This window comes from Bacillus sp. GW821-FHT11D08, assembly GCF_058808515.1.
Genome location: NZ_JBXARS010000007.1, coordinates 179,704 through 203,370, shown reverse-complemented (window position 1 = coordinate 203,370; position 23,667 = coordinate 179,704). Strand labels below are relative to the sequence as shown.

Below are 23,667 nucleotides of genomic sequence, written 5' to 3'. Positions count from 1 at the left end.
ATTAATCTTCTGTTTCTGTTTATGCCAATGAGAAATTAGAATTTAACTGAACTCTAAAATCTCTAACATATCTCAGTTGGTAGTGCCCAAAGCTAGAGTTTGAAATGAATACGTATAGAGCTTAATTAAAGTGAAACATTTTATGTATTTCTTTATTTTTACAACCTAAATAACAAGTAAGTATAAAGTAAATAGGCTACCTTTGTTATTATTATCATTTTTAAAATAAAAAGTCTTGCCCAGCCAAATTTGACAAGACTTTTATATTATTAATTATTCGTATTTTCAACACCAATTACTTTATAATTCTCACAATAAAATCTAAAAGATTGTTCTTCATAATCTTCTACTATATATTTTATTTTTTCCCAACTATTGTTAATTCTTTCTATGTTAATACTTAAATAAGAATCTTGATGACCATAATCCAAGTTAGTTAACTCTACAGATGATACATTCTCAAATTTTAACTTTATTTGATATTCTTCCTTTAAATATTCGTACAATAGAGTTAACTCTATTGAACTAATTACGTCATAAAAGTCATTATATTCTCTATAATAATTAAAATTAGTAACTTGTTTTAAGTTAGTTATTTGAAAATCCTTTATTTTCTTTTCTATTTTTTCATCTAAATACCAATCCATTTTTTCATCTCCAAAAATTATGAGTTTTATTTTTTCCTTTTGGCCCATAACCTCTTCCAAAATGATATTCGTGAAGGTGTGGTTTAGAATGCGCTCTAGGCATACCATGATTCGAGTGATCTATGCGATACTTTTGACGCCCATATTTATCATATATTACAGTCGATCTCTCCTTCCTGCCTTTATATAATCTATAATGGGTAATACGGCTATTCGGTGTACCAAAATGGGAAGCTTTTCTACTCCAATAACTATCGGGTACAAAACGCTTCTTTGAATATTTACTTTTAAGCCTTCCCTTATACGTACCACCTTTTGCTTTTCGAACAAATTTGTAACTTTTAACCGCTTTATAAACCCGACTAGCACCCTTAAATAACTTCCCAGGACCAAAGTTCGAAGCGGCTGCCCAGGCTGCACCTCTCCATCCTTTACCTGATTTATATGCCTTATATCCATCATAGGCTGCAAATCCGGCATTTACCACAAGCCACACCCAATGCCCGTCAGGATCGACGTTCATGACTGGGTTGTTGTTTCCGTATGCATATCCATTCTGATCTAAAGAATCGCCGTCGCTGCCCGGGTCTGGGTCTAGTGATAAGAATACGCCGTTTCTTGGCTCGTAGTAGCGGGCCATGAGATAGTACAGGCCGGTTTCTTCGTCGTATTGGTAGCCTGCGTAGCGGTAGCGGTTGTCTTTTACTTCGTCGCTCGCTTCGGTTTTTGTCGGATTTCCCCATGCATCGTATTGATATTTGGCAACGGTTTTTCCGGTGCTGTCTGTGATGGCGATGACGTCGCCGTGTGCGTTGTAGTGATAGAAATATTTCTTGCCGTTCTTTGTATAGGATAACAGCTGGCCGCTGTCACCGTACGTGTATGATTTTGTGACGTTGTTGTCTGCGTCTGTTTCATACAGGACATTCAAGCTGTCTCCGTCGTAGAAGTAGTTTGTGACGTTTCCGTTGACGGTTTTTTGGATTCTGTTTCCTTTTTCATCATATTTGTATGTTGCGAACGGCTTGTCTTCGCCTTTTTTCGTTACGGCGGTCAGGTTGTCTTCCGCGTCCCACGTATATGTGAATTTGCCGTCGGATGTGCGGTTGCCGTTTTTATCATAGGACAGGTCTTCGTCATTCACCTTCGTCAGCTGATTCATGATGTTGAAGGATGCGTTGACTGATTTGCTTGCGCCGTCCTTTGTGGTGGTGACGTTTGTCCGGTTGCCGAAGCCGTCGTACGTATATTGAATGACGGTGCCGTCTTCATGAGTTTCTTTGACGAGCTGGTTGAGCTTGCCGTATTCGTACTGCACCTTTCCGCCCGCTGAGCTGTCGATGACCGTGCGGTTGCCGTTGGCGTCGTATTCATAGCTTTCCCGGAAGATGCTGCCGCCGTTTTTCGCTCCGATATGAAGAGAGCTGACGAGATTCCGCTCATCATATGAGAAGCTCGTGCCGACTTCATTTCCGCTGATGAATGTCTGGACATTGCCGTTCTCATCATAATCAAATGTATAGGCTGAAGTGCCGTCTTTCATTTCAATCATTTGATCAAGTTTGTTGTACGTAAAGCTGTTTGTTCCTTTTTGGCCGCCGTGGCTCCATGAGAAAGTTTTCAGCTTATCCGAATCAGCCGGATACGTCCAGCTTTGGCTGCCGCCGCGGTCGGTTAATTCGGTCAGGCGGTTTTTGTTGTCAAAGGTGCGTTTTTTCGTTGTATTTTGTTCTTTGTTTGTGACCGACGTTTCATTGCCGTTTTTGTCATAGGTAAAGTTGTATTTTTCAGTGCCGTTATACGCTTTTGACTTAACCCGGTCGGTGCCGTCATAGGTCAGCGACACTTCATTGCCGTTGGCGGAAACGGTTTTCGTCAAGTTGCTGTTGGCGTCATATTCACTCTTCAGCACATTGCCGAGCGGGTCGGTTGTTTTGACGAGCTTGCCCATGACGTCATATTCATATTGATAGGTCTGGTCTGCGCCGGCCCGAATCGTTTTTGTCAGCTCATTTCCTTCCTTGTCATAGCTGTGAAGGATGGATGTGCCGTTTGACAAGGTCAGCTTTGTCAGCTGGTCGGCCTGATCGTATTCGTAGGCGGTTGTTTCGCCTTTCGCGTCGGTTTCAGACATTTTCTTTCCAGTCTCGTCATATGAAGCAGTGCTTGCATAACCTAGTTCGTCTTCTTCTTTTGTGACGTAGTTTCCTTTTTCGTCATAGGTGTTTTTCGTCAGGATGCTTCCTTCGATTAAACGGATGTCGTCAAACCACGCCGTTCCTGTTGCGCTTTTTTGGAACAGAATGCTGATTTCGATTCTATTGATCGGCTTTGTTTTCGGAATGACTGCCGCCGCCCGGTTCCATTCCTGTGTCCCCTGCGGGAATTTGGCGGTGTATACGCCCGTCGTGCCGTCCGCATAAGTGACGTCAGCCTGAAGAGCGTAATCATTGTCGTTCGTTAATTTTACGCCGTCAGCCTTGGACATCCCTGTCAGCGTGATATATACCGGCTTATCGTCCGCGCTTTGGCCTAGCGTAACGGTTTGTTTTGCGGCCGCATTGGCTTGTGATGCATTTGTGCGGGACGCTTTTAATGAGCTGTCATCATCGAAGCCTTCATCAAGGTCAGCGGCGGATCCGCTTGTGCTCCAGCCATCTGTTTTGGCCGTGAAACTGCTGTTTTGCACCGGGTTATAGCTTGAAGAGACTTCGCCTTTTTCCAGCTGAACCTGATCAAACCACGCTTTTCCTTTGCCGTCCTTGTCGTTATGATCCACTTCCATATAGACGATGGCTTTTCCTGCATTGGCCGGTGTTGTAAAGGTGATCTGCCGTTTCGTCCAGTCATTCTTTCCGGCTAATGCGCCTGATTCATTGTGAATCCATTGAATGCGTTTTTGGTCTTTGTCACGCAGATCAATGTTGAAATACGCTCTTGCCTTCGTCAGATCCGTTTTGATCTGGCCGCTGAGTGTATACGTCGTATTCGGCTCTAGCTGCACTTCCTGCGTTGCGGACGCATGGCCGTGCTCTGTTCCGGCTGAAGCGGATTGTGACGAGATCTCCAATGCTTTTTGTCCGGACAGCGCGCCGCTTCTTGCTTTTACAGATGCGATGCTTCCGCTGTCTCTCGTAGCAGTGAGATTCCAGCCAAGCTTTGTTCCTTCAAAGCTGCCGTCTTTCAGCAGGCTTGCCGAAGCTGCCAGCTCTTTGCTTGATTGAATGAGATTACCGTATTTGTCGTACACGGCGGCGGATGAGGATTTTCCGCTTTGATCCGTTTCAGAAACGGCATCAAGTCCGTCGTACGCAATATCAGTGACGTTCCCCTCGGTATCCTTCATTTTCGTTACGTCATTGTTTTTGTTGTACTGATACGTTTCGGTGCCGTAGTTGTCTTTTACGGCTGTGACGTTGCCGTCTTTATCATATTGATAGCTTTCTGTCGCTTTGCCCGCATCCGCGTCGTTCGGATCGGTGTCCTGAATGACGTTGTTGCCTTCGTATACGGTGTTGGTCGTGATTTTCAGCCCTTCGGCATCATCGATCATCTGAATCGGGTTGCCCGCTTCGTTATAGCCGTACTGCACTTTGCGGCCGTTCGGCTGCGTCATGAGCAGCGTTTTTTTGTCCGCGTCATAGCTGTAGTCGTACGTTTCTTTTTTCGCATTGACGGCTTTGGCCAGACGGTGGCCGCTGTATTGGTATTCAGTGAACAGCGGTTTGTCATCCGTGCTGTTTGCGGAATACTGCTTGACGAGGCGCCCTTCGGCATCATAGTCGTAGCTTGTGACGCTGCCGTCAGTATCCGTCACCTTTTTGAGAAGGTCTTTGTCATATGAATATGAAATCTTTTTGTTTTTCGGCCCTGTAAGAGATGTGACATGGCCGTTTTCATCATAGGTAAATGTCAGCTTGCGCCCTGATGCGTCTGTTATGGCGGTCAGCTGATTGCTGTCGTTATATTCGTATACGGTTGTATTGTTGTGTCCGTCAACGATTTTTTGGAGCTTTCCGCCTTTTTTGCTGAAATAAGCGTTCGTCTGATCTTTTGTTTTTAATACAAATTGATCGCTTGTTTCCGTCAGTTCGAGATAAACGCCCGTCGGCGGCTGATACGTGCCGTCAGATTTTTTCGTGAAGACATGTGTTGTCGCGTCCTCATCAATATAAACGGCTCTGCCGTCTTCAGAAAGGATCGACGTTTCCGCATCGGCATACCAGCCTTGGCCGAACATATGGTCAGAGCTGTCAAGGCTGTTAAAGGTCCGGGAGAGCCCGAGCCCCGGCCCGCGTCCGTCGATTGACATATCTTCCTCATTGACGATGACATTTCCCGTCGCGCCGTTCAGCTGTCCGTCCGGAATGTCGATAATAGACCAGAATTCTTCCGTTCCGAGGAATTCCGCCCCTTCATGGAAAACAGGGTTAAAAGGTGCCGTCGGTATGCTGTCACCGTTTGCGTCATAGGCGGTCAGCGTGAAGGAATAGTTCTTCTTCCCTTTGTAATTGCCGTTTGCGTTTTCGTAAACAGGTGAAGGGTCAAGCGCCAGTTCGCCGCCCTTTCCGTCCGTGTGAAGCTGGAATCTTCCCGCTTTCACTTCTTCGGCTGACGGCCAGATGCGTTTGTTTTGGGTCGTCCAATGATCGGTATCCCCGACATCGAATGATTGATAGTCTTTTCCGTTGTAAATGTTGATTTTGTAGCCTTTGGCGTTTTTGACCTTATCCCATATGAGATTGACATAACCCGTTTGGCTCGATTTCGTGTTCGTATAGACATAGCCTGTCAGGTTTTTCGGCTTTGCGATATCAGGCAGCGCCGGACTCGCTTCCGGTGAGGCGATCGCTTCTCCGTCTTTGTTATAGGCGATAACTTTAAATCCGTAAGTTTTCCGATTTGCATCTCCGCCGGCGTTTTTATAAACGGGGCCCGGGTTAATCGGCAATTCCGCGCCTTTTTTGTCTTTCAGGTGAAGCGCATATTTTCCGGCGCTGATTTCCGCCTTTGTCGGCCAGATGTTTTGATCTTTTGTGGACCAGGATGTTTTATTTCCGAGGTCAAGCGTTTCAAAGCCTTTGCCGTTAAAGACTTGCATTTTATACCCGGCTGCGCCTGATACGGCTTTCCAGGAAAGATCAAACCAGCCTGTGGCGTTGTTGTTATTAAAGCCTTTCGTGCTCGGTTTCTGAACTCTTCCAATATTCGGAATGACGGGCTTGGCGGCCGCAGACATGGCGCCTTCTCCCTGGTCAAACACCGCGCTGACCGCGACCCAGTAATTTTTACTTGCCGGATAGCTGCCGCCGGCGTTTTTATAGACCGGCGAAGGATTAAGCGCTAATTCACTTCCGCCTTTTCCGTCTGTATGCAGCTTATATTTGCCGGAGTCGATTTCCGCTTTTGTCGGCCAGATGTTTTTTCCTTTTGTGCTCCAAGAGGTTGCATTGCCGACCGGAATGGCCTGGTATTCTTTCCCGTTATAGAGCCAGACTTTATAGCTTTTGGCGCCTTCAGCTTTTTTCCAGCTGATATTGAAAAATCCTGTCGAATCTCCGTTATGATACGCTTTGACAGACGGCGTGTCCGCCTTCGGAATCGTGTATGTCACTTCAATGTATGGTTTTTTAGCAGAGTTTGCTGATGACATCAGCTTCTTCCAATATTCTTTTCCGTTGCCGTTTGCGTGAAGCTTAAAGCCGTAATTGGCGCCGCCGCTGTTCCACGACTTGACTGCGGAGGTGACATCGAAGCTTGCCCATTGGCCTTTATAGACCTCGGCTTTGCCGATGTTTTTGGAGCCCGGCTTGTTCTTCCACGTAATCTTGGCATTATCGTAATTGCTGTTAACGGTGTCGAGCCAAAGCCCCGTCGCTTTTGATCCGTAATAGGAGTGGGCTGTGTACGCTTTGAGCGTCGCTTTCGTCACCGTCATGTTTTTGATCGGCTTTAGATTATCAAACTTCATAAAAGCGTAGTTCGTTCCGGTTGTGCCGTCATAATATCCAGTTTTCAGCACGTACGCTTTCAATCCGGCATCCCATTTCTGCGATGCGGCAGAGTAGTTTGTCGTCGGGTACGCGCTCATGACAAAGGTATCGGATGACACAGATACTGATGTTGAAGGGTCAATAGATACCGGATAAACCCGCTTGGGATCTTTCAGCCATTTTTCATCGGCCGTTACATGGAGCAAGTAGCCTTCGCTGTTTTTTTCAAGCTTGAAGCTGACATCTTCTGACCTGTTGACTTCACCTGACTTTTCGTCGAGATCTGAGTCGGTCATAAAGGGCTTCGGCACGGTGTAGACGACATTGTCTTTATCATCAGAAAACGCGATCGAGCCGTCTTCCTGTTCTTTAGCCTGAAGGTCGGTTTTGATTTGAAAGGTGAAGGAATTGTAGCCTTCATATTTGTGAAGCACAAGGTCTTCTTTTATGTTTTCGTTAAATGTGTAGGTTTGTAAATCAATAGCAGGAAACACTTGCTGATACGTAAGCTCGTTGCTGTCTCCCTTGACTTTTGCTGAGGCATCTGTCGGAGTGATTGCAGCCTGATCGGGGCCTTTTGCGCCGGTTAATGAGTATGTGAGCTTATGATCATCGTGTTCAAATGTAGCGTATAATCCGTTTTTTATTTGCTTCAGAAAATCGGAGTTCAGCACTGTATTCTCCGTTCCGACTTCCTTTGATCCGGTTTTCAATTCAGGGGAAACGTCTTCCCAGTCCGCATTGGCGGTTTCTTTCGTATGAATGGGGTCTGTGTAGATTTCCTGTTTGTACACACCCTCGCCTTCATAATAAAGCTTTGAATTCTCAGTTCTTTCAGACGTGATCTCACCGTCTTGATTGATATCTTTTTGATTAAACGGCATCTGCTCGGGTGCTTTTTCCGCCGGAAGATCTTTTTCCGGGTCTGCGGCCGGAATGGCGGCGGTTTTCGCTTGATCTTGTTTTTCACGCGTTTCTGCCGCAAATACATCGGCAGGCGCAATGGAAATCATAAGCGTTGCCGCAAGAGTGCCGGCCAGCCATTTTTTCCACTTGTTCTTTTTTCCTATTTTCATAGGTTCTCCTCCTTCTTTTGTAATATAGGCTTAACAATAGTAATATTATTGAAATTGTTTATCAATATTTTCCTAGGTATTTAAGGTTATTTTAAGGATTATAGGGATTTTGAACCTTTTATTCATATAAAAAAACCGCCGGCTGCCGGCGGTTTTTCGTATTATGGATAGCGGAGATTTGTATTTTGCGCTCCCGCGTAGGATTGGGCGAAGTTTTTGGCGTCCTGGGCTGAAAGGGTGCCATAGCTGTAATTTGATCTCGGATTCCAGCCGGTGCGCGGTGATTTCGGGGCTTTGAGCGACGGGAATGAACCGGTGTCGGTGAATTGGGCCGTCCCGTAGTCGTCTATCATTCCGCCTTTTTCATTTCCGTTACCGAAGTAGTTGGCTTCTGAGAAAACAGTCGCGTTTGTATGAATGGTGAATCCTAAATTGAAATTGGTCACATAGTTGTTTTTCGCGTGAAAATAGCCGTATCTCATCAGGCCCGGTGAACGCACATAGACGTTATTAAAATAGTTGTTGGTGATCGTCATATGCGGATAGCCGATATAATTGCGTCCTTCGTTATCATCATTCGGATAACCGAGAATCAGGCCGTACAGATGGTCTGTGAATTTAGAGTTAGACAGCGTCACAAAATCCGCTTTGGCGCCGACATACAGAAGCTTTCCCAAATCACTGTGGCTGTTCGGATTGTAGCTGTGTCCTTCAAACCACACGTGGTCAATCCAGTAATTCTGTCCGTTCGCTATGTACATCGGAATGTCGTTGTTGCCTGTAATGGCGGCACTATGGCTGATAATGAGATTTTTGAAAATCACATTGTTTGAGCCGGAGCCGGTGGTCAGATAGATGTTGGTCAGCCTGTGGCTGGTATAAGAGCCGACGATGGTTTTATTGGCGCCGACTGTCACGACGGCTTTACCCGGGGAAGAAATATCACTTGTGATGACGATGGTTTTGCGATCCGTTCCGCCCGCATTGTTTTTCAAATCATTGAGATTGCTGACGTAGACGACGGGGCCGCCCTGGCCTCCCGATACGGCGGATTTTGCTTTACCGTTATGATCCTTCGCATTGCCCGCGAATCCGGTAAGTCCCTGCATCACATCCGGATAAGCCGCTGCCGCTTCTGCCTGCTTTGATGCGGAACATACGATGGCCAGACAAAGCGCAAATCCGAATGCAGCCAAGAAAGCGAGATGACGCGTCTTTTTTATCATGCCCTTCACTCCTTTAATTTCTTAAATTGTAAACACAAGAAGTATTATACAATTACTATCCTCTTTTTCCATGATCTGTTTGTCTGCTTTTTCGTTATGGCTGAAAAGCCCCAAAACAAAAAAAGCAGCCGATACGGCCGCCTATATACGGGTGCTGTCTGCCTGAGCTTCCGAAGGCACGGCTTTTTGCTTTCGAATCAGGGACAGCCCCATTCCCGCAAAAATCAATACAATCCCCAAAGATTGATAAAGGTCAGGGCGAAATCCCGTAAATACGGTGTCAAGCACAATCGCCACCGCCGGATCAAGAAATACGATGATTGAAATAAACCGGGTGGATAAAAACCGCAAGCTGTCAAAAAAAAGCAAATACACAATTCCCGTATGAATGATACCGGTCGACACAATCATGATCCAGTTCACATGCGACAAATCAGAAAAAGCGCCGAAACGGACGAACGGAAGAAGAATGATAACGCCCAATCCGGTCTGCAAACAGGTGACGGCGTATGGGCTGAGGCTGTTGATGCCTTTCCCGGCCAGTGTCGTAAAAGCATAAAAAAGGGCGGCCAGCACGGCCCAAATAATACCCGATCCCATCAGCTGAGAAAATGATGTATTTCCGTTGATGCCGGAAATCAGGGCGGTGCCCAGAAAACAAATCACGATGGAACTGACCGACACAATATGCAGTTTCTCCCGGTATATAAGGCTCCCCAGAAGAAGGACGAGAACCGGAGCCAGATGATAAACGGAAATCGCTATCGTCACTGATGTCTCCTCAAACGATTTAAATAAAAACACCCAGTTCAGCACGAGAAAAAATCCGCAGGCCATTGTCTGCAGCACCTCCCGCCGGTTCCATTGTTCGGTGCGGTACCGTCCGGAACCAAACCAGCAAACGCCCAGAAACAATGAGGCGCACAGACATCTCACAAAGACCAGTTCAATTGAAGGCACATTCGTATGTTCTGAGAAAAAGCCGATTGATCCGAAAATGACCATGGAAATGACCATTTTGATGACGGCATTTGATGTTTGTTCAGCTTGCATTGATTTGCTTCCCCCATATCATTGACTGTTTATTCAGACAAATACTAACAGCCATTTTACTTGATTCAGAGGAAGATTTCACCCTGTTTTTTAAAAGCCGGCGGTCTTTTCTCATGAAAAAAGCCCTGCATCAGCAGGGCCTTCTGTTTAATGAACGATCAGTACAGGACAAGGAGACAATTGTGAGACCTTATGGCTCACGCTTCCGAGCATCATTTCTTTAAATCCGCTGATTCCGCGGCTTCCGACGACAATCAGATTGAAATGCTGTTCTTTCGCTATGTTTAAAATTTGATGCGCAGGTTCGCCTTGGACGTACAGGCTTTCCGCGTTTACTCCGCTTTCTGCCGCTTTCTGCTTGGCATCTTCCAGAATGGCTGCTCCTTTTTGCTCGACTTCATGTTTGATGTCTTCAATGAAGTTTTCCGGAACATAGACAATCCCGGTTAAAGCTGATGTGGAGACAACGGCTTCACGTCCCGCATAGAGAATGGTGAGTTCAGCCTGCTGTTCTTTCGCCAGATGGATCGCTGCGTCCAGGGCTTTATTGCTCATGTCTGAACCGTCTACTGCTGCAAGAATTTTTTTAAACATATGAATCCCGCCTTTCTGCTTTTATTGTCCTCCTCTCTTTGCTGAATGTCAATTTTGCCGGCTTTCTCCGGAACATTGCGCTTACAGACTTTCTCCGTTTGTGGCGATGACGTCTTTATACCAATAAAAACTTTTCTTTTTCTTTCTTTCAAACGTGCCTTTTCCGTCATTGCCGCGGTCGACATAGATATAGCCGTAGCGTTTTTTCATTTCTGCCGTTGAGGCGCTGACGAGGTCAATCGGCCCCCACGACGTGTAGCCGATCAGGTCGACGCCGTCTTCAATCGCCTCTCTTGCCTCTATTAAATGATCACGCAGATAATTGATGCGGTAGTCATCCTGAATGGTTCCGTCCTCCTCCGGCTGATCAACCGCGCCGAGTCCGTTTTCGACGATGAAGAGCGGTTTCTGATAACGGTCGTACAGCGTGTTTAAGGTGATGCGCAAGCCCTTCGGATCAATCTGCCAGCCCCATTCGGAAGATTTCAGGTACGGGTTTTTCACGCCGCCGAGAAGATTTCCCTTAGATTGCGCCAGATCCTCAGGCGCCGTGCTGGCCGTCATCGACATGTAGTAGCTGAAGCCGATGTAATCCACCGTATGTTCTTTCAGGAGCGCCTCGTCCCCTTCATTCATCTCGATCGTAATTCCGTTTTCTTTAAAGAAGCGCTTCATGTAGCCCGGGTAGCTGCCCCTTGCCTGCACATCAGAAAAGAACAGCGTGCTCCGCTCTTTTTGCAAAGCCGCATATACATCCTCCGGCTTCGGCGTCATCGGATACGTCGTCGTCGCGGCGATCATGCAGCCGATCTGTGAATCCGGAATGATCTCATGACCGGCTTTTACCGCCAGCGCGCTCGCCACAAATTGATGGTGGGCCGCTTGGTACATCGTGTTTTGTTTATTTTCGCCTTCCCGGAATATAAGACCGCCGCCTGTAAACGGAGCGTGAAGAACGACGTTGATCTCATTGAAGGTCATCCAATATTTCACCTTGTCTTTATAACGGGTGAAAACCGTGCGGGCGTACCGCTCATAGAAATCGACCGTACGGCGGTTTCTCCAGCCGCCGTAGTTTTTCACAAGACCGAGCGGCATCTCATAGTGAGAAATCGTGACGACCGGTTCGATCTGATGTTTTCTCAATTCGTCAAACAAACGATCGTAAAATTGCAGCCCTTCTTCATTCGGTCCTGTTTCATCGCCGTTCGGAAAGATTCTCGTCCACGCAATGGAGGTGCGGAACGCTTTAAAGCCCATCTCCGCAAACAGGGCGATATCCTCTTGATAGCGGTGATAAAAATCAATCGCGTCGTGATACAAATTCAGCGCATCGTCCGTCTCATGAAACGGAGACATAATGCCGTCCGGGGAGACATCCGCCGTAGAAAGTCCTTTGCCGCCTTCTTTATAAGCTCCTTCAATCTGATTGGCAGCCGTTGCGCCGCCCCATAAAAAACCTTCCGGAAATCTCTTCATGTTTTCTCCACCTCTTTTTCAGGATAACGCCAGAAGCGCTTCGTTCGGTTTGACCATTCCGCTTTTTTTCACGTCTGTAAATGAATATTGATCCGTATTCGTAATGATGACCGGCGTGATCACGTCAAAACCGGCAGCCTTTATCTCGTCGATATCAAAAGTAATCAGCAGATCTCCCGGTGCGACGGCATCGCCTTCTTTGACGTGCATCTCAAAATGCCTGCCATCCAGCCGGACGGTATCAATCCCGATATGAATGAGAACCTCGGCTCCCCGGGTGCTCGTAATGCCGATGGCGTGCTTGGTTTTAAATACGGCTGTCACCCTCCCTTCTACGGGAGAAACCGCCGCGCCCTCTTCAGGCAGAATCGCAAAACCTTTTCCCATCATTCCGCCGGAAAAGACGCTGTCGTTCACTTCGCTTAATGCTTTCACTTCGCCTTTAATCGGGCTGTGAATGATTTCTCCGCCTGCCGTCACCCCCGGCGCTTCAGACGCTTTGTCCCGTTCGGACTGTACATCCTCAAACCCGATCAGCAGTGCCGCCGCCATACCCGCCGCAAATGAGATAAAAAGCCCGATCAGCGCGTAAAGAAATGTCGGCCCGATAAAGACCGGAATGCTCGGCAGACCGGCGTTTCCGCCGACAATGTAAGAAGCGACGCCCGTTACACCGTAAAAAGCTCCGCCTGCCGCGCCGCCGATTAATGCTGCCGCGAACGGTTTTTTCAATCTCATGTTAACGCCGTACATCGCGGGTTCGGTAATGCCCATCAATGCCGTAATGCCCGTCGTAAACGCCAGCGATTTGAAGGTTTTGTTTTTGGATTTTAAGAAAACCGCAAATGACGCGCCGGCCTGCCCCATATTCGCCAAAAACATCGCAGGCAGAATGTAATCATGTCCGTTTTGGGCGATGTTATTGATCATGATCGGCACAAGCGCATAATGCATCCCCGTCATAATGATGAGCGAAAATGTGCCTGCAAGCAGAATCATCGCGGCAATGCCCGCATGATTGAACAAATCATTAACGCCGACAGACAGGTAATTCCCGAGAATCGCGCCGAGCGGGCCGACTGTGATCAAGGTGACAGGCACGACGATCACAAGCGTAAGCATCGGAACGGCAATCAATTTCAAAGATGAAGGCGTGATTCGGTCAATTCCTTTCTCTACATAGGACATCAGCCATATCGCCAGCAAAATTGGGATAACTGTCGATGAATACGTGGCAGCGGTTACAGGAAGACCGATAAAGGAGATGCTTTTCCCTGCTCCAAGCAGGGCCGTTAAATCCGGATGCAGAATCGCACCCGCCACAGCGGCCGCCACGTACGGATTACATCTGAATTTTCTCGCCGCGCTTACCGCAAGCAAAAGCGGCAGAAAATAAAACGCACCGTCACCGACAGCCGTGAGAATGCTGTGAGTCTCGCTCTTCTCCGACATCCAGCCGAATGTCACCGCTAGCGCGACAAGCCCTTTTATCATGCCGGCTCCGGCAATGGCCGGCAGAATCGGTGTAAACACGCCGGAAATCACATCAAACACGGCGCTCAGCACATTTTTCTTCTGCTTTGAAGTTTTGTTTGCGCTTTCATCGTTGAGCCCGCTGTTCTCCATTAAAGCCTGATACACCTTCGGCACATGATTGCCGATAATGATCTGAAATTGCCCGCCACTGATATTTGTCCCCATCACGCCTTCCGTCTGTTCCAGCCCGCTCCGATCTGCTTTCGCATTGTCATACAGATTAAAACGAAGCCGCGTCATGCAATGAATGACACTCTGAACATTCTCCTCCCCGCCGACAAGTTGTAAAATCTCTTTTGATATTTTATGATAGTCCATGAGTATACCTCCTTAAAAATGGGGGAACCGCCGGACGAAAGGTGCCCGCCTTTCTCCGGCTTTTTTTGTTATGAAATCAGCATCACCTCCGAAAAAAGGGTATAAAAAAAACCTAAACTGCACAGCACACGGGGGTCTTCCCCTGTCTGACGCAATTTAGGTTTTGCCTGCGGTTTGCAGTAACAATCCTAGGTGAATGATATTGGGTTGATATGTATACTTTAGCACTGGATTTATTGGGTGTCAACGCTTACATTTCAAAAGATGTACTAATTAAATATATAAACTACTATATTAACTAAAAGAACCCTCATGTTAAGTACCTCTGATAAAGTAGTTTTAAGTTAAATTGCGCCCTAATTCCTCTTCTCTACTTTAATTTCACACTTCTCTAGTTTGTCCACAACGGTTAAAGTAGTACCTGCTTCCAGTTGATAAGAGCAAATACTAGATCATGCAGTCAATTCAAGCCCATTACCTCAACAGTAACCCCATTTTCAATGTAAGAATACTCCATACTCCACCAAACTACCTCAGCGTTATTTTTTAAACGCTTAATAAATAGGACTTTATTCTCTTCTTTTTTAGTATTACCTATTGGTAAGAGTAGTGATAAAATGGAATTATTGATATAAAAAAGGAGATTATGATGAGAAATCATAGAGGCTTCCATGAGGAAATTCAGCAACAACAAAAACTTTATCCAACATCACATCGCATTCAACCGGTTAGCCCTAAAGAATATGCAGAGGTTTTGACTTTACATACGGCAAAACAACTGAGCGAGACATTTCAAACACTTGTGGATCAAGATCAATATGAACAAGCGATTCAACTGAGCGAGAAAGTTGCCTCTCAGCTTGGACAACATACGAATTTTTCATTACCACTTTCCACAGTGCTTTATAGTTTAAACGAAATGGAACTTCCTATTTCAGAGGAATTTTCTCTACATCGTCTGAAACTGCTAGGAAATCATCAAACTCATGATAACTTTTTCAAAGCATTAAAACACGAGATGTTAACGGCGGATCGGGTAGACTTTATGGTTAGTTTTACAAGATGGTCTGGTGTTCAGCTTTTGATCCCTCCGCTTCAGGAGCTTGCTAAAAGACATGTCCCTGTACGCATCATTACATCTACCTATATGGGTATTACAGAACCGAAAGCGTTAAGACATCTTCTTCAATTTGAAAATGTTGAGTTGAAAATTGTAAATGAATATAAAAAATCTTTCCATACGAAAGCATACTTATTTGAACGCTGTTCTGGACAGCATAGTGTCATTGTAGGATCTTCAAATCTATCACAAGCTGCACTTACGACCGGGTATGAGTTAAATGTTAGACTACCTGAAACCAGATATCTCCCCGTTTATCAACAAACAAAAGATTTGTTTGACACTGTTTGGAATGAAAAGACACAGCCTGTTGACGAACAATTTTTACAAGCCTATGAGGAATTCCAAGCAGGAAGCCAAAAGGTAAGTGCTTCCTTTGCTGCTCAAAACTCTCTTTACAAAACGAAAATGTCCCCGAATGCCATGCAAAAGGAAGCGTTACGAAACCTTAAAAAAACAAGAAACGAAGGGGAGACAAAAGCAGTCATCATCGCCGCCACTGGAACCGGAAAAACATTTTTAGCAGCATTTGATTTTGAGCAATTTAAACCAAATAAATATCTTTTTCTTGCCCACCGGGAAGAGTTACTTACAAAAGCAATCGAAACATTCCAGAAAGTCACCAATAATCATGAAGATTTTGGTTTATTGACTGGAACGAAAAAAGAAAGAGATAAGCGTTTTTTATTTAGCACTGTACAAACGCTACATAAAAAAGAAACATTGGAATCCTTTTCAACAGATGAATTTGACTACATTGTGATTGATGAATTCCACCATGCAGAAGCATCTACCTATCAAGCTGTATTAAACTACTTTACACCAAAGTTTTTATTAGGTTTAACTGCAACACCAGAGCGTCTTGACGGTAAAGATGTGCTTCAGATTTGTGATCATAATGTTGTTTATGAAATTAGACTCCGCGATGCTCTAAAGGCAGAGCTACTTGCACCATTTCACTATTTTGGAATTTCAGATCATACTGTAGATTACGAAAAAGTAAAAGTGAAAAATGGACTGTACGAAGAGAAATCGCTAGTAGATCATTTAAAAACTCATAAACGAGTAGAATATATCATTAAGATGATCAACATGTATGGATTCCACGGCGAGAAAATGGTTGGCTTAGGTTTCTGTACAAACGTCGAACACGCAATATACATGAGTGATGAATTTAATAAATTGGGATTTTATACAACTTACTTAACAGGAAATGATTCTCCTGCAAAAAGACAAGAGATCATTCGTCATTTGGAGGACCCGCACCACAGTTTAGAACTTATATTTACAGTAGATATTTTCAACGAAGGAATAGATATTCCAAAACTCAATCTACTATTGTTCCTTAGACCAACAGAATCACCAACGATTTTCATTCAGCAATTAGGACGGGGACTTAGAAAAACTGACGACAAAGAGTTTGTAACGATACTGGATTTTATCGGAAACTACCAAAAGTCATTCGTTATTCCACTCGCACTATCTGGACAAACAAGCCAAAAATCGTTTGATAAAGATTCCCTCCGAGTGGCCGTGACGCATGAGTTTTCAGATTTACCTGGGGGATCTTATGTTGACCTTTCAGCCGTAACGAAGAAAGAAATTTTAAATAAGATCGATCATATTAAACTAAATTCAGATGCCATGCTGAAAACGTTATACAAGCAATTTAAACAAGAGCTAGGACGCTCTCCAGAATTAATTGATTTTCTATACTCTGAACAGGCACCTGGGCTTACCTTTTTTATAAAGAAATACAAATCGTGGGTACAGACCAAAAAGAAAATGGACGATTTGAATGTTACAGATGAAGGAATTCTCAATAACCCCTTGGTTGTAGGGATAGTAGCAAAATTAGAACAGCAATTACCTATTAAATGGCCTTATGAATGGTTAATTTTACAGAGCGGTTTTCACAAAAATATCATCACAATAGAAGATGTAAAAGAATCGTTAGAAAAACAGTTTCATATTCAAATCACAACAGATACACATGATGACCTCATTCAGCGAGCAATGGAGCGTTTAACGAAATCAGATCAAAAACAGAATTGGCGCTTTGGTACATTACAAGGTGATACATTCAAGTTAGATCCAGAAGTGAGCGAGATATTAAACGATCCATTATTCGGACCGTATATTAAAGAACGCGTCCACTATGGACTGATTGAATTTAGACGTATGAACAATATAGAAGCTCTTGCTTCAAAAGAGATTAAGCTTACAATGTATCAAACCTATACAAGAAATGAACTCATTTATCTTTTTCAGTCAACTGATCAGGAAGGGACTTGGCGAGAGGGTGTACGTAGAGTTAAAAATCACTATTTAATCTTTATCAATTTGAATAAGTCAGAAAAAGTAGAAGATCATTTGCTATATAAAGATTATTTTATTGATCCTAGCCATTTTCACTGGCAAAGTCAAAACCAAACCTCACATACATCAAGCGTAGGGCAAAACTTTATTCACCATAAGGAAAAAGGATACCATATTCATTTATTTGTGAGGAAATTCACTGAAATGCACAACATCACTTTACCATTTATTTATGTAGGAGAAGCGGATTACGTATCAAGCCACGGAGACAAGCCAATGAATGTCAAATGGAAGCTCCATCAGCCTGTCCCAGAAAACTTGTATGTGGATTTAACGAATTAAGGCAGATACGGTCGGAAGATCAGCGGGTGCCCACTCTAGTGATTCTAGCTCACGTATAGGCACCCATCTGAATTCCGCATGCTCTTTTGCTACCGGCTCCCCTGATACAATCTTCGCTTTTATTGAAATTAAATTGACGATGACCTTCTCATATTCATGATGAATATCGGCTATTACATCGCCCGCAACAATTTTACAGTCAAGTTCCTCTTCAATTTCTCTTACAAGTGCTTCTCGTGCATTCTCCCCTTCTTCAAGCTTTCCACCAGGAAACTCCCACAGATTAGGCAGAGACATTGTTGGAGAACGTAGAGCACATAGAATTTCATTGTTTTCATTTTGTATGACTGCGGCGGCTACTTTTATTGTTTCTTTCAAAATTAAACTTCCTTTCGTTTTTTCTTAGGTATGTATTCAAATTTTTCAATTTTATACTGTTCACTGTAAACGATAGAGGTTGAATCCATCATAATTCAAATGGTTTATTAAAAGCAATAGAAGGTCATTCTCCTAATTAGCAAGAAAAAAGCACCCTCCAAAATGGAGTAGGTGCTAATTTACTTCACTCCCCAAACAGCCTCCCCATCACCGCTCAGCACACTAAACGTCACAACTTCTTTCTCTCTCGCTGAGTCCCATTCTTTCAGGAAGACGCCGTCATAATTTGTGCCGTTCAGGTTGATTCGGGCTTTGCTGCTGTCCGTTTTTGTCCAGGTTCCGGTCATTTCCCCGGAAATGGTGCCGTCGTTGTTAAGCTGGATGTTTTTTGGGTTTTTGATCGTAGCTGTGATGTCTTTTCCGTGCTGGATGAGTTTGTAGGTTCCGGATGCGGCGGATGCCGATATGTGTGTATCCGGTTCTCCCGCGTAGCGGTATGGCGCTGCAACGGGCCATCCGTCTTTGTTCATGTACAGCCGATGTACTCTGACTTCGTGCTCTTCGCCTCTGTTCGGGAAACGGGTGTGGAAAATGAGGTATGATCGTTTCGTTTTCCCGTCGTAAAACACGGAGTTGTGTCCCGGCGATACGTAGCCCGTGCCTTTTTCAGATTGTGAGGCGAAGCTGTAGCCGCCCATGAGTTTGACCCCGTACGGTTCAATTGCTTTGTCGTCGAAGAAACTGCCGTCTTTTCCTTTGGCATCAAGCATGTTATGGCCTGCGGCGTCATAGTACGGACCGTCCGGATTTTTAGAGCGCGCCACACGCATATGATAACCGCCGGCTGCGTCAAGTCCGCCGAATGACAGATACAGATAGTAATATTTCGTTTCCGGATTGTAGCTGATGTACGGGCCTTCGATTCTGCTGTGATTTCCGCCGAGCAGTTTTTTTCCGTAGCCTTGGTTCGGGAGCGGGAAACCGGTTTTCGGATTCATTTCCAGTATGAAAATCCCGCCGGAGTAAGAGCCGTACACCATCCAGAGCTTGCCTTTATGGTCAAAAAACGTTTGCGGGTCTACGACGTTCGGGTGAACGTTTGCATTATACGTCGTGCCGTCTTCGCTTTTTCCTTCCATGCCCGATTTCAAAAAGATACCTTTGTTTTTGTAGGGTCCTTCGATTTTGTCACTCACGGCGACACCGAGAGCGGATCGCGGCGAGTCTCCTTTACAGGCGTTATAGTACATGTAATATTTCCCGTCAGACAGCTGGGCGACGTCCGGCGCCCACAGCGTATCAGACTGGGCCCAGTCGAATGTCTCTTTTAATTCGGTGTAGACGTTCGGGATCAGGGGATTATTGGGATTGACGCTTGAAGACATCTGCTGCCACTGCATCAGGTTTTTCGACTTGGCGGAAGCCAAATGTGAGCCGAATACATAATATGTATCGCCTGTTTTAATGACGGACGGATCATGCACGCTGACCTCTGAAAAAACCGGATGCTGGGCTTTTGCCTGCGGCAGAGTGAATCCGATGACCGCTGCTGAGACCAGGCACACACGAAAGAAACTGGTTTTCATTTTCTGAAATCTCCTCGCTCTCTTCTTTTCTTAAAACGCTTTCAAGACAACGCTCCATTTTATGATGCGGATGGCGGAAATATGTGATCAACAGCGCCGGCTTCGCGATGTACCGCTTTACTTCGATAACAATCTGATTTGTGAAAGACTGGAAAAAAAGTTTTGACTTCTGATTCGCAAACACTTAATATAAAAAACAGTTACTAGTTATCAGAATATTTAAGAATTGAGTGAAGCATATATGACCTTACACAAAGACCGCCGCATCGGGCGCTTATCCGTCCTTCTTCTGCTTCATGAGACTGAAGAAAACCAGCAGATCAGACGGCTGGAACGGGACGGCTGGAAAGTCTGTCTCGGCAGGGTGGGTTCAATGGATGCGCATAAGGTGGTAGCTGCAATTGAAACCGCTTCCAAAAAGAGCGGCGTCATTCAATCTGAGGGTTATCGCGAATCACATGCGCTGTATCACGCTACAATGGAAGCTTTGCACGGAGTGACGAGGGGCGAAATGCTGCTTGGCTCGCTGCTTCGTACCGTGGGCCTGAAGTTTGCCGTCTTGCGGGGAAATCCGTATGAAAGCGAGGCGGAAGGCGATTGGATCGCCGTTTCACTTTACGGCACGATCGGAGCTCCGATTAAGGGGCTTGAGCACGAAACATTCGGAGTCGGAATTAATCACATATGAATCAGCCCATAGATTTCAGATGATAGGGGGCTATGCGTGAAATATCATTTTCATGGCATAGCTCCTTTTTGTATGGGCGCTTTATCAAAGTAAAGGAAAAGGGGTTGAAATGATGGTGACGTTAGACGGTTCCTCACTGACAACCGCAGATGCCCAGCGTGTGCTGTTTGATTTTGAAGAGGTTCAAGCATCTGCCGAAAGCATGGAACGTGTGAAAAAAAGCAGGGCGGCGGTTGAACGGATCGTTCAAGAGGAGAAGACCATTTACGGGATTACGACGGGATTCGGCAAGTTCAGCGATGTGCTGATTCAAAAAGAAGACGCCGCGGATCTGCAGCTGAATCTGATTCTTTCTCACGCGTGCGGCGTCGGTGATCCGTTTCCGGAATCTGTATCGCGGGCCATGCTGCTTTTGCGCGCCAATGCCCTGCTGAAAGGCTTTTCCGGCGTGCGGACTGAGCTGATTGATCAACTGCTCGCGTATCTCAATCATCGCATTCACCCGGTCATCCCGCAGCAAGGGTCACTGGGGGCGAGCGGGGATTTGGCGCCGCTTTCTCATCTCGCACTGGCGCTTATCGGTCAAGGCGAAGTCTTTTACGAAGGGGCCCGGATGCCGACAGCTCATGCTTTAGAACAGACAACCCTTCAGCCGGCCGTCCTGACCTCTAAGGAAGGACTCGCGCTGATCAACGGAACGCAGGCCATGACCGCGATGGGGCTGATCGCTTACCTCGAAGCCGAAAAGCTGGCCTATCAGTCGGAACGGATTGCGAGCTTAACGATCGAAGGCCTTCAGGGCATTATCGATGCGTTTGACGAGGACATTCATGCCGCCCGCGGTTATCAGGAACAGATGGATGTCGCAGAGCGAATCCGCTATTACTTGTCAGACAGCAAGCTGACGACCGTCCAAGGGGAGCTGCGTGTCCAGGACGCCTATTCGATCCGCTGTATTCCTCAAGTCCACGGCGCATCATGGCAGACATTAGCCTATGTAAAAGAAAAATTAGAAATTGAGATGAATGCCGCGACAGATAACCCGCTCATTTTCGAAGACGGCGCCAAAATCATCTCAGGCGGAAACTTTCACGGACAGCCGATCGCCTTTGCCATGGATTTTCTCAAAGTGGCGGCGGCCGAGCTTGCGAATATTTCTGAACGCCGGATCGAACGGCTTGTGAATCCGCAGCTGAATGACCTGCCGCCCTTTCTGAGCCCGCAGCCCGGCTTACAATCCGGAGCGATGATCATGCAATATGCGGCGGCCTCCCTCGTGTCAGAAAATAAAACCCTGGCCCATCCCGCCAGTGTCGATTCCATTCCTTCATCGGCAAACCAGGAGGATCACGTCAGCATGGGAACCATCGCCTCAAGGCACGCCTACCAGATCATTGCGAATACGAGACGGGTGCTTGCCGTTGAAGCCATTTGCGCGCTGCAGGCCGTGGAGTACCGGGGTGCGGAACATTGCGCCTCGTACACAAAACAGCTCTATCACGAAATGAGAAACATCGTGCCGTCCATACAAGAAGACCGCGTGTTTTCTTATGACATCGAGCATCTGAGTGACTGGCTGAAGAAGGAGTCTTTTCTGCCGAATGAGCATCACCAAAAACTGATGACCAATGAAGGGGGACTTACAAGATGACTGATGTAAAGAAATCAATCCGCGCCGGCCGCGGCACCGAACTTGAATGCTTAGGATGGGAGCAGGAAGCCGTGCTCCGCATGCTCCGAAACAACCTTGACCCGGAGGTTGCCGAAAAGCCGGAGGATTTGATCGTATACGGCGGCATAGGCAAGGCCGCACGAAACTGGGATGCTTTTCACGCGATTGAGCGTTCCCTCAAAATGTTAAAAGATGATGAAACACTGCTGATCCAATCCGGAAAACCTGTCGGATTGTTCCGCACGCACAGCCGCGCGCCCCGCGTCCTGCTGGCTAATTCGGTTCTCGTGCCGAAATGGGCGGATTGGGAGCATTTCCATGACCTTGAGAAAAAAGGGCTGATGATGTACGGGCAGATGACGGCTGGCAGCTGGATTTATATCGGCTCACAAGGTATTTTGCAAGGCACCTATGAAACCTTTGCGGAGCTTGCGAGACAGCATTTCGGCGGCAGTCTGAAAGGAACCCTTACGCTGACGGCCGGACTTGGCGGAATGGGAGGCGCCCAGCCGCTGTCCGTCACAATGAATGATGGCGTCGTCATCGCCGTTGAAGCGGATGAAACACGGATTGATAAACGCATTGAAACAAACTATTGCGACCGTAAAACAGCATCAATTGACGAAGCGCTGCGCTGGGCCGAAGCAGCCAGACAAGCCGGAGAGCCTTTATCGATCGGCCTTCTCGGCAATGCGGCTGAGGTGCATCATGAGCTTTTGAACCGCGGGGTCCATATTGACATCGTGACCGATCAGACTTCCGCTCACGACCCGCTGATCGGCTATATTCCGGCAGGATACTCACTTGAAGAGGCCGACCGCCTGCGCCGGGATCAGCCTGAATTATACGTAAGGCTTTCCAAGCAGAGTATGAAAAAGCATGTGGAAGCCATGCTCGCCTTCAAGAAAAAAGGTGCCGTCGTCTTTGATTACGGCAACAATATCCGCCAGGCTGCCAAAGATGAGGGTCTCGCCGATGCTTTTGATTTTCCGGGATTCGTTCCCGCCTACATCCGGCCTTTATTTTGTGAAGGAAAAGGGCCGTTCCGCTGGGCCGCGCTGTCGGGAGACCCTGAAGATATATACCGCACGGACGCTTTATTAAAAGAGCTGTTTCCAGAAAATCAAGCCCTTCACCGCTGGATTGACATGGCACAGAAAAAAGTCACATTCCAAGGCCTGCCGTCCCGTATTTGCTGGCTCGGCTACGGTGAACGGGAAAAGATGGGGCTCGCCATCAATGAATTGGTCAGAAACGGCGAGCTGAAAGCCCCGATCGTCATCGGAAGAGACCATTTAGACTGCGGATCTGTCGCCTCTCCGAATCGGGAAACAGAAGCGATGAAAGACGGAAGCGACGCGGTCGGCGATTGGGCGGTGCTGAACGCGCTGATCAACACGGCCTCAGGCGCAAGCTGGGTTTCTTTTCACCACGGCGGGGGCGTCGGCATGGGGTATTCCCTTCACGCGGGAATGGTCGCGGTCGCTGACGGCAGCATCCTTGCGGAACAGCGGCTTTCCCGCGTTCTGACAAGCGATCCGGGAATGGGCATCATCCGCCATGCGGACGCAGGTTATGAAAAAGCGGCTCAAGTCGCCGAGGAACAAGACATTATGATACCGATGAAAAAGGAGCGGTAA

Annotated in this window: 13 protein-coding genes; 4 read left to right on the top strand and 9 right to left on the bottom strand. The window is 46.5% G+C overall.

Annotation, left to right across the window (positions count from 1 at the left end):
* Positions 1 to 269: 269 nt before the first annotated feature.
* The 7 genes from AC1RRX_RS15205 to AC1RRX_RS15175 form a co-directional block, all read right to left on the bottom strand.
* Positions 270 to 647, bottom strand: a complete 378-nt coding sequence (locus AC1RRX_RS15205) for a hypothetical protein (protein WP_136803209.1) — start codon at positions 645 to 647, stop codon at positions 270 to 272.
* 4 nt (positions 648 to 651) lie between these two features.
* Complete coding sequence (locus AC1RRX_RS15200) at positions 652 to 7,716, bottom strand: DNRLRE domain-containing protein (RefSeq protein ID WP_237436956.1); 7,065 nt, start codon at positions 7,714 to 7,716, stop codon at positions 652 to 654.
* Between the two features lie 161 nt (positions 7,717 to 7,877).
* A complete protein-coding gene (locus AC1RRX_RS15195) occupies positions 7,878 to 8,942 on the bottom strand; it encodes a polysaccharide lyase family 1 protein (protein WP_032867891.1) in 1,065 nt (354 codons plus the stop codon).
* A 141-nt stretch (positions 8,943 to 9,083) separates the two neighbouring features.
* Entirely contained in the window at positions 9,084 to 9,995 is a 912-nt protein-coding gene (locus AC1RRX_RS15190) for a DMT family transporter (protein WP_144464762.1), read from the bottom strand.
* Between the two features lie 147 nt (positions 9,996 to 10,142).
* Positions 10,143 to 10,589 (bottom strand): universal stress protein, encoded by a 447-nt coding sequence (locus AC1RRX_RS15185; protein WP_007407802.1) that lies wholly within the window; start codon positions 10,587 to 10,589, stop codon positions 10,143 to 10,145.
* Between the two features lie 81 nt (positions 10,590 to 10,670).
* Positions 10,671 to 12,068 carry an aryl-phospho-beta-d-glucosidase gene (bglH, locus tag AC1RRX_RS15180; RefSeq protein ID WP_144464760.1) on the bottom strand — a complete coding sequence of 466 codons (1,398 nt, stop codon included), beginning with the start codon at positions 12,066 to 12,068 and terminating at the stop codon, positions 10,671 to 10,673.
* An 18-nt stretch (positions 12,069 to 12,086) separates the two neighbouring features.
* On the bottom strand, positions 12,087 to 13,922 hold the full coding sequence (locus tag AC1RRX_RS15175) for a beta-glucoside-specific PTS transporter subunit IIABC (protein WP_144464758.1): 1,836 nt from the start codon (positions 13,920 to 13,922) through the stop codon (positions 12,087 to 12,089).
* A 649-nt stretch (positions 13,923 to 14,571) separates the two neighbouring features.
* Here AC1RRX_RS15175 and AC1RRX_RS15170 point away from each other — a divergent pair.
* The gene (locus AC1RRX_RS15170) at positions 14,572 to 17,703 is read left to right on the top strand and encodes a DUF3427 domain-containing protein (RefSeq protein WP_144464756.1); all 3,132 of its coding nucleotides are present in this window, start codon (positions 14,572 to 14,574) and stop codon (positions 17,701 to 17,703) included.
* Here the strand turns inward: AC1RRX_RS15170 and AC1RRX_RS15165 are convergent.
* Entirely contained in the window at positions 17,692 to 18,081 is a 390-nt protein-coding gene (locus AC1RRX_RS15165) for a (deoxy)nucleoside triphosphate pyrophosphohydrolase (RefSeq protein WP_032869321.1), read from the bottom strand. The two genes, AC1RRX_RS15170 and AC1RRX_RS15165, sit on opposite strands and share 12 nt — an antisense overlap.
* 179 nt (positions 18,082 to 18,260) lie before the next feature.
* The gene (gene abnB, locus AC1RRX_RS15160) at positions 18,261 to 19,667 is read right to left on the bottom strand and encodes an arabinan endo-1,5-alpha-L-arabinosidase AbnB (protein WP_144464754.1); all 1,407 of its coding nucleotides are present in this window, start codon (positions 19,665 to 19,667) and stop codon (positions 18,261 to 18,263) included.
* A gap of 241 nt (positions 19,668 to 19,908) precedes the next feature.
* Between abnB and hutP the strand changes: the two genes are divergently transcribed.
* The 3 genes from hutP to hutU all read left to right on the top strand — a co-directional run bounded on the left by hutP (position 19,909) and on the right by hutU (position 23,667).
* Positions 19,909 to 20,355 carry a histidine utilization transcription antiterminator HutP gene (gene hutP / locus AC1RRX_RS15155; RefSeq protein WP_007407810.1) on the top strand — a complete coding sequence of 149 codons (447 nt, stop codon included), beginning with the start codon at positions 19,909 to 19,911 and terminating at the stop codon, positions 20,353 to 20,355.
* A 112-nt stretch (positions 20,356 to 20,467) separates the two neighbouring features.
* Positions 20,468 to 22,006, top strand: a complete 1,539-nt coding sequence (hutH, locus tag AC1RRX_RS15150; protein ID WP_007407811.1) for a histidine ammonia-lyase — start codon at positions 20,468 to 20,470, stop codon at positions 22,004 to 22,006.
* Positions 22,003 to 23,667, top strand: coding sequence for a urocanate hydratase (gene hutU / locus AC1RRX_RS15145; RefSeq protein WP_012118819.1), 1,665 nt, complete (start codon positions 22,003 to 22,005; stop codon positions 23,665 to 23,667). Before hutH ends, hutU begins: the two co-directional genes overlap by 4 nt.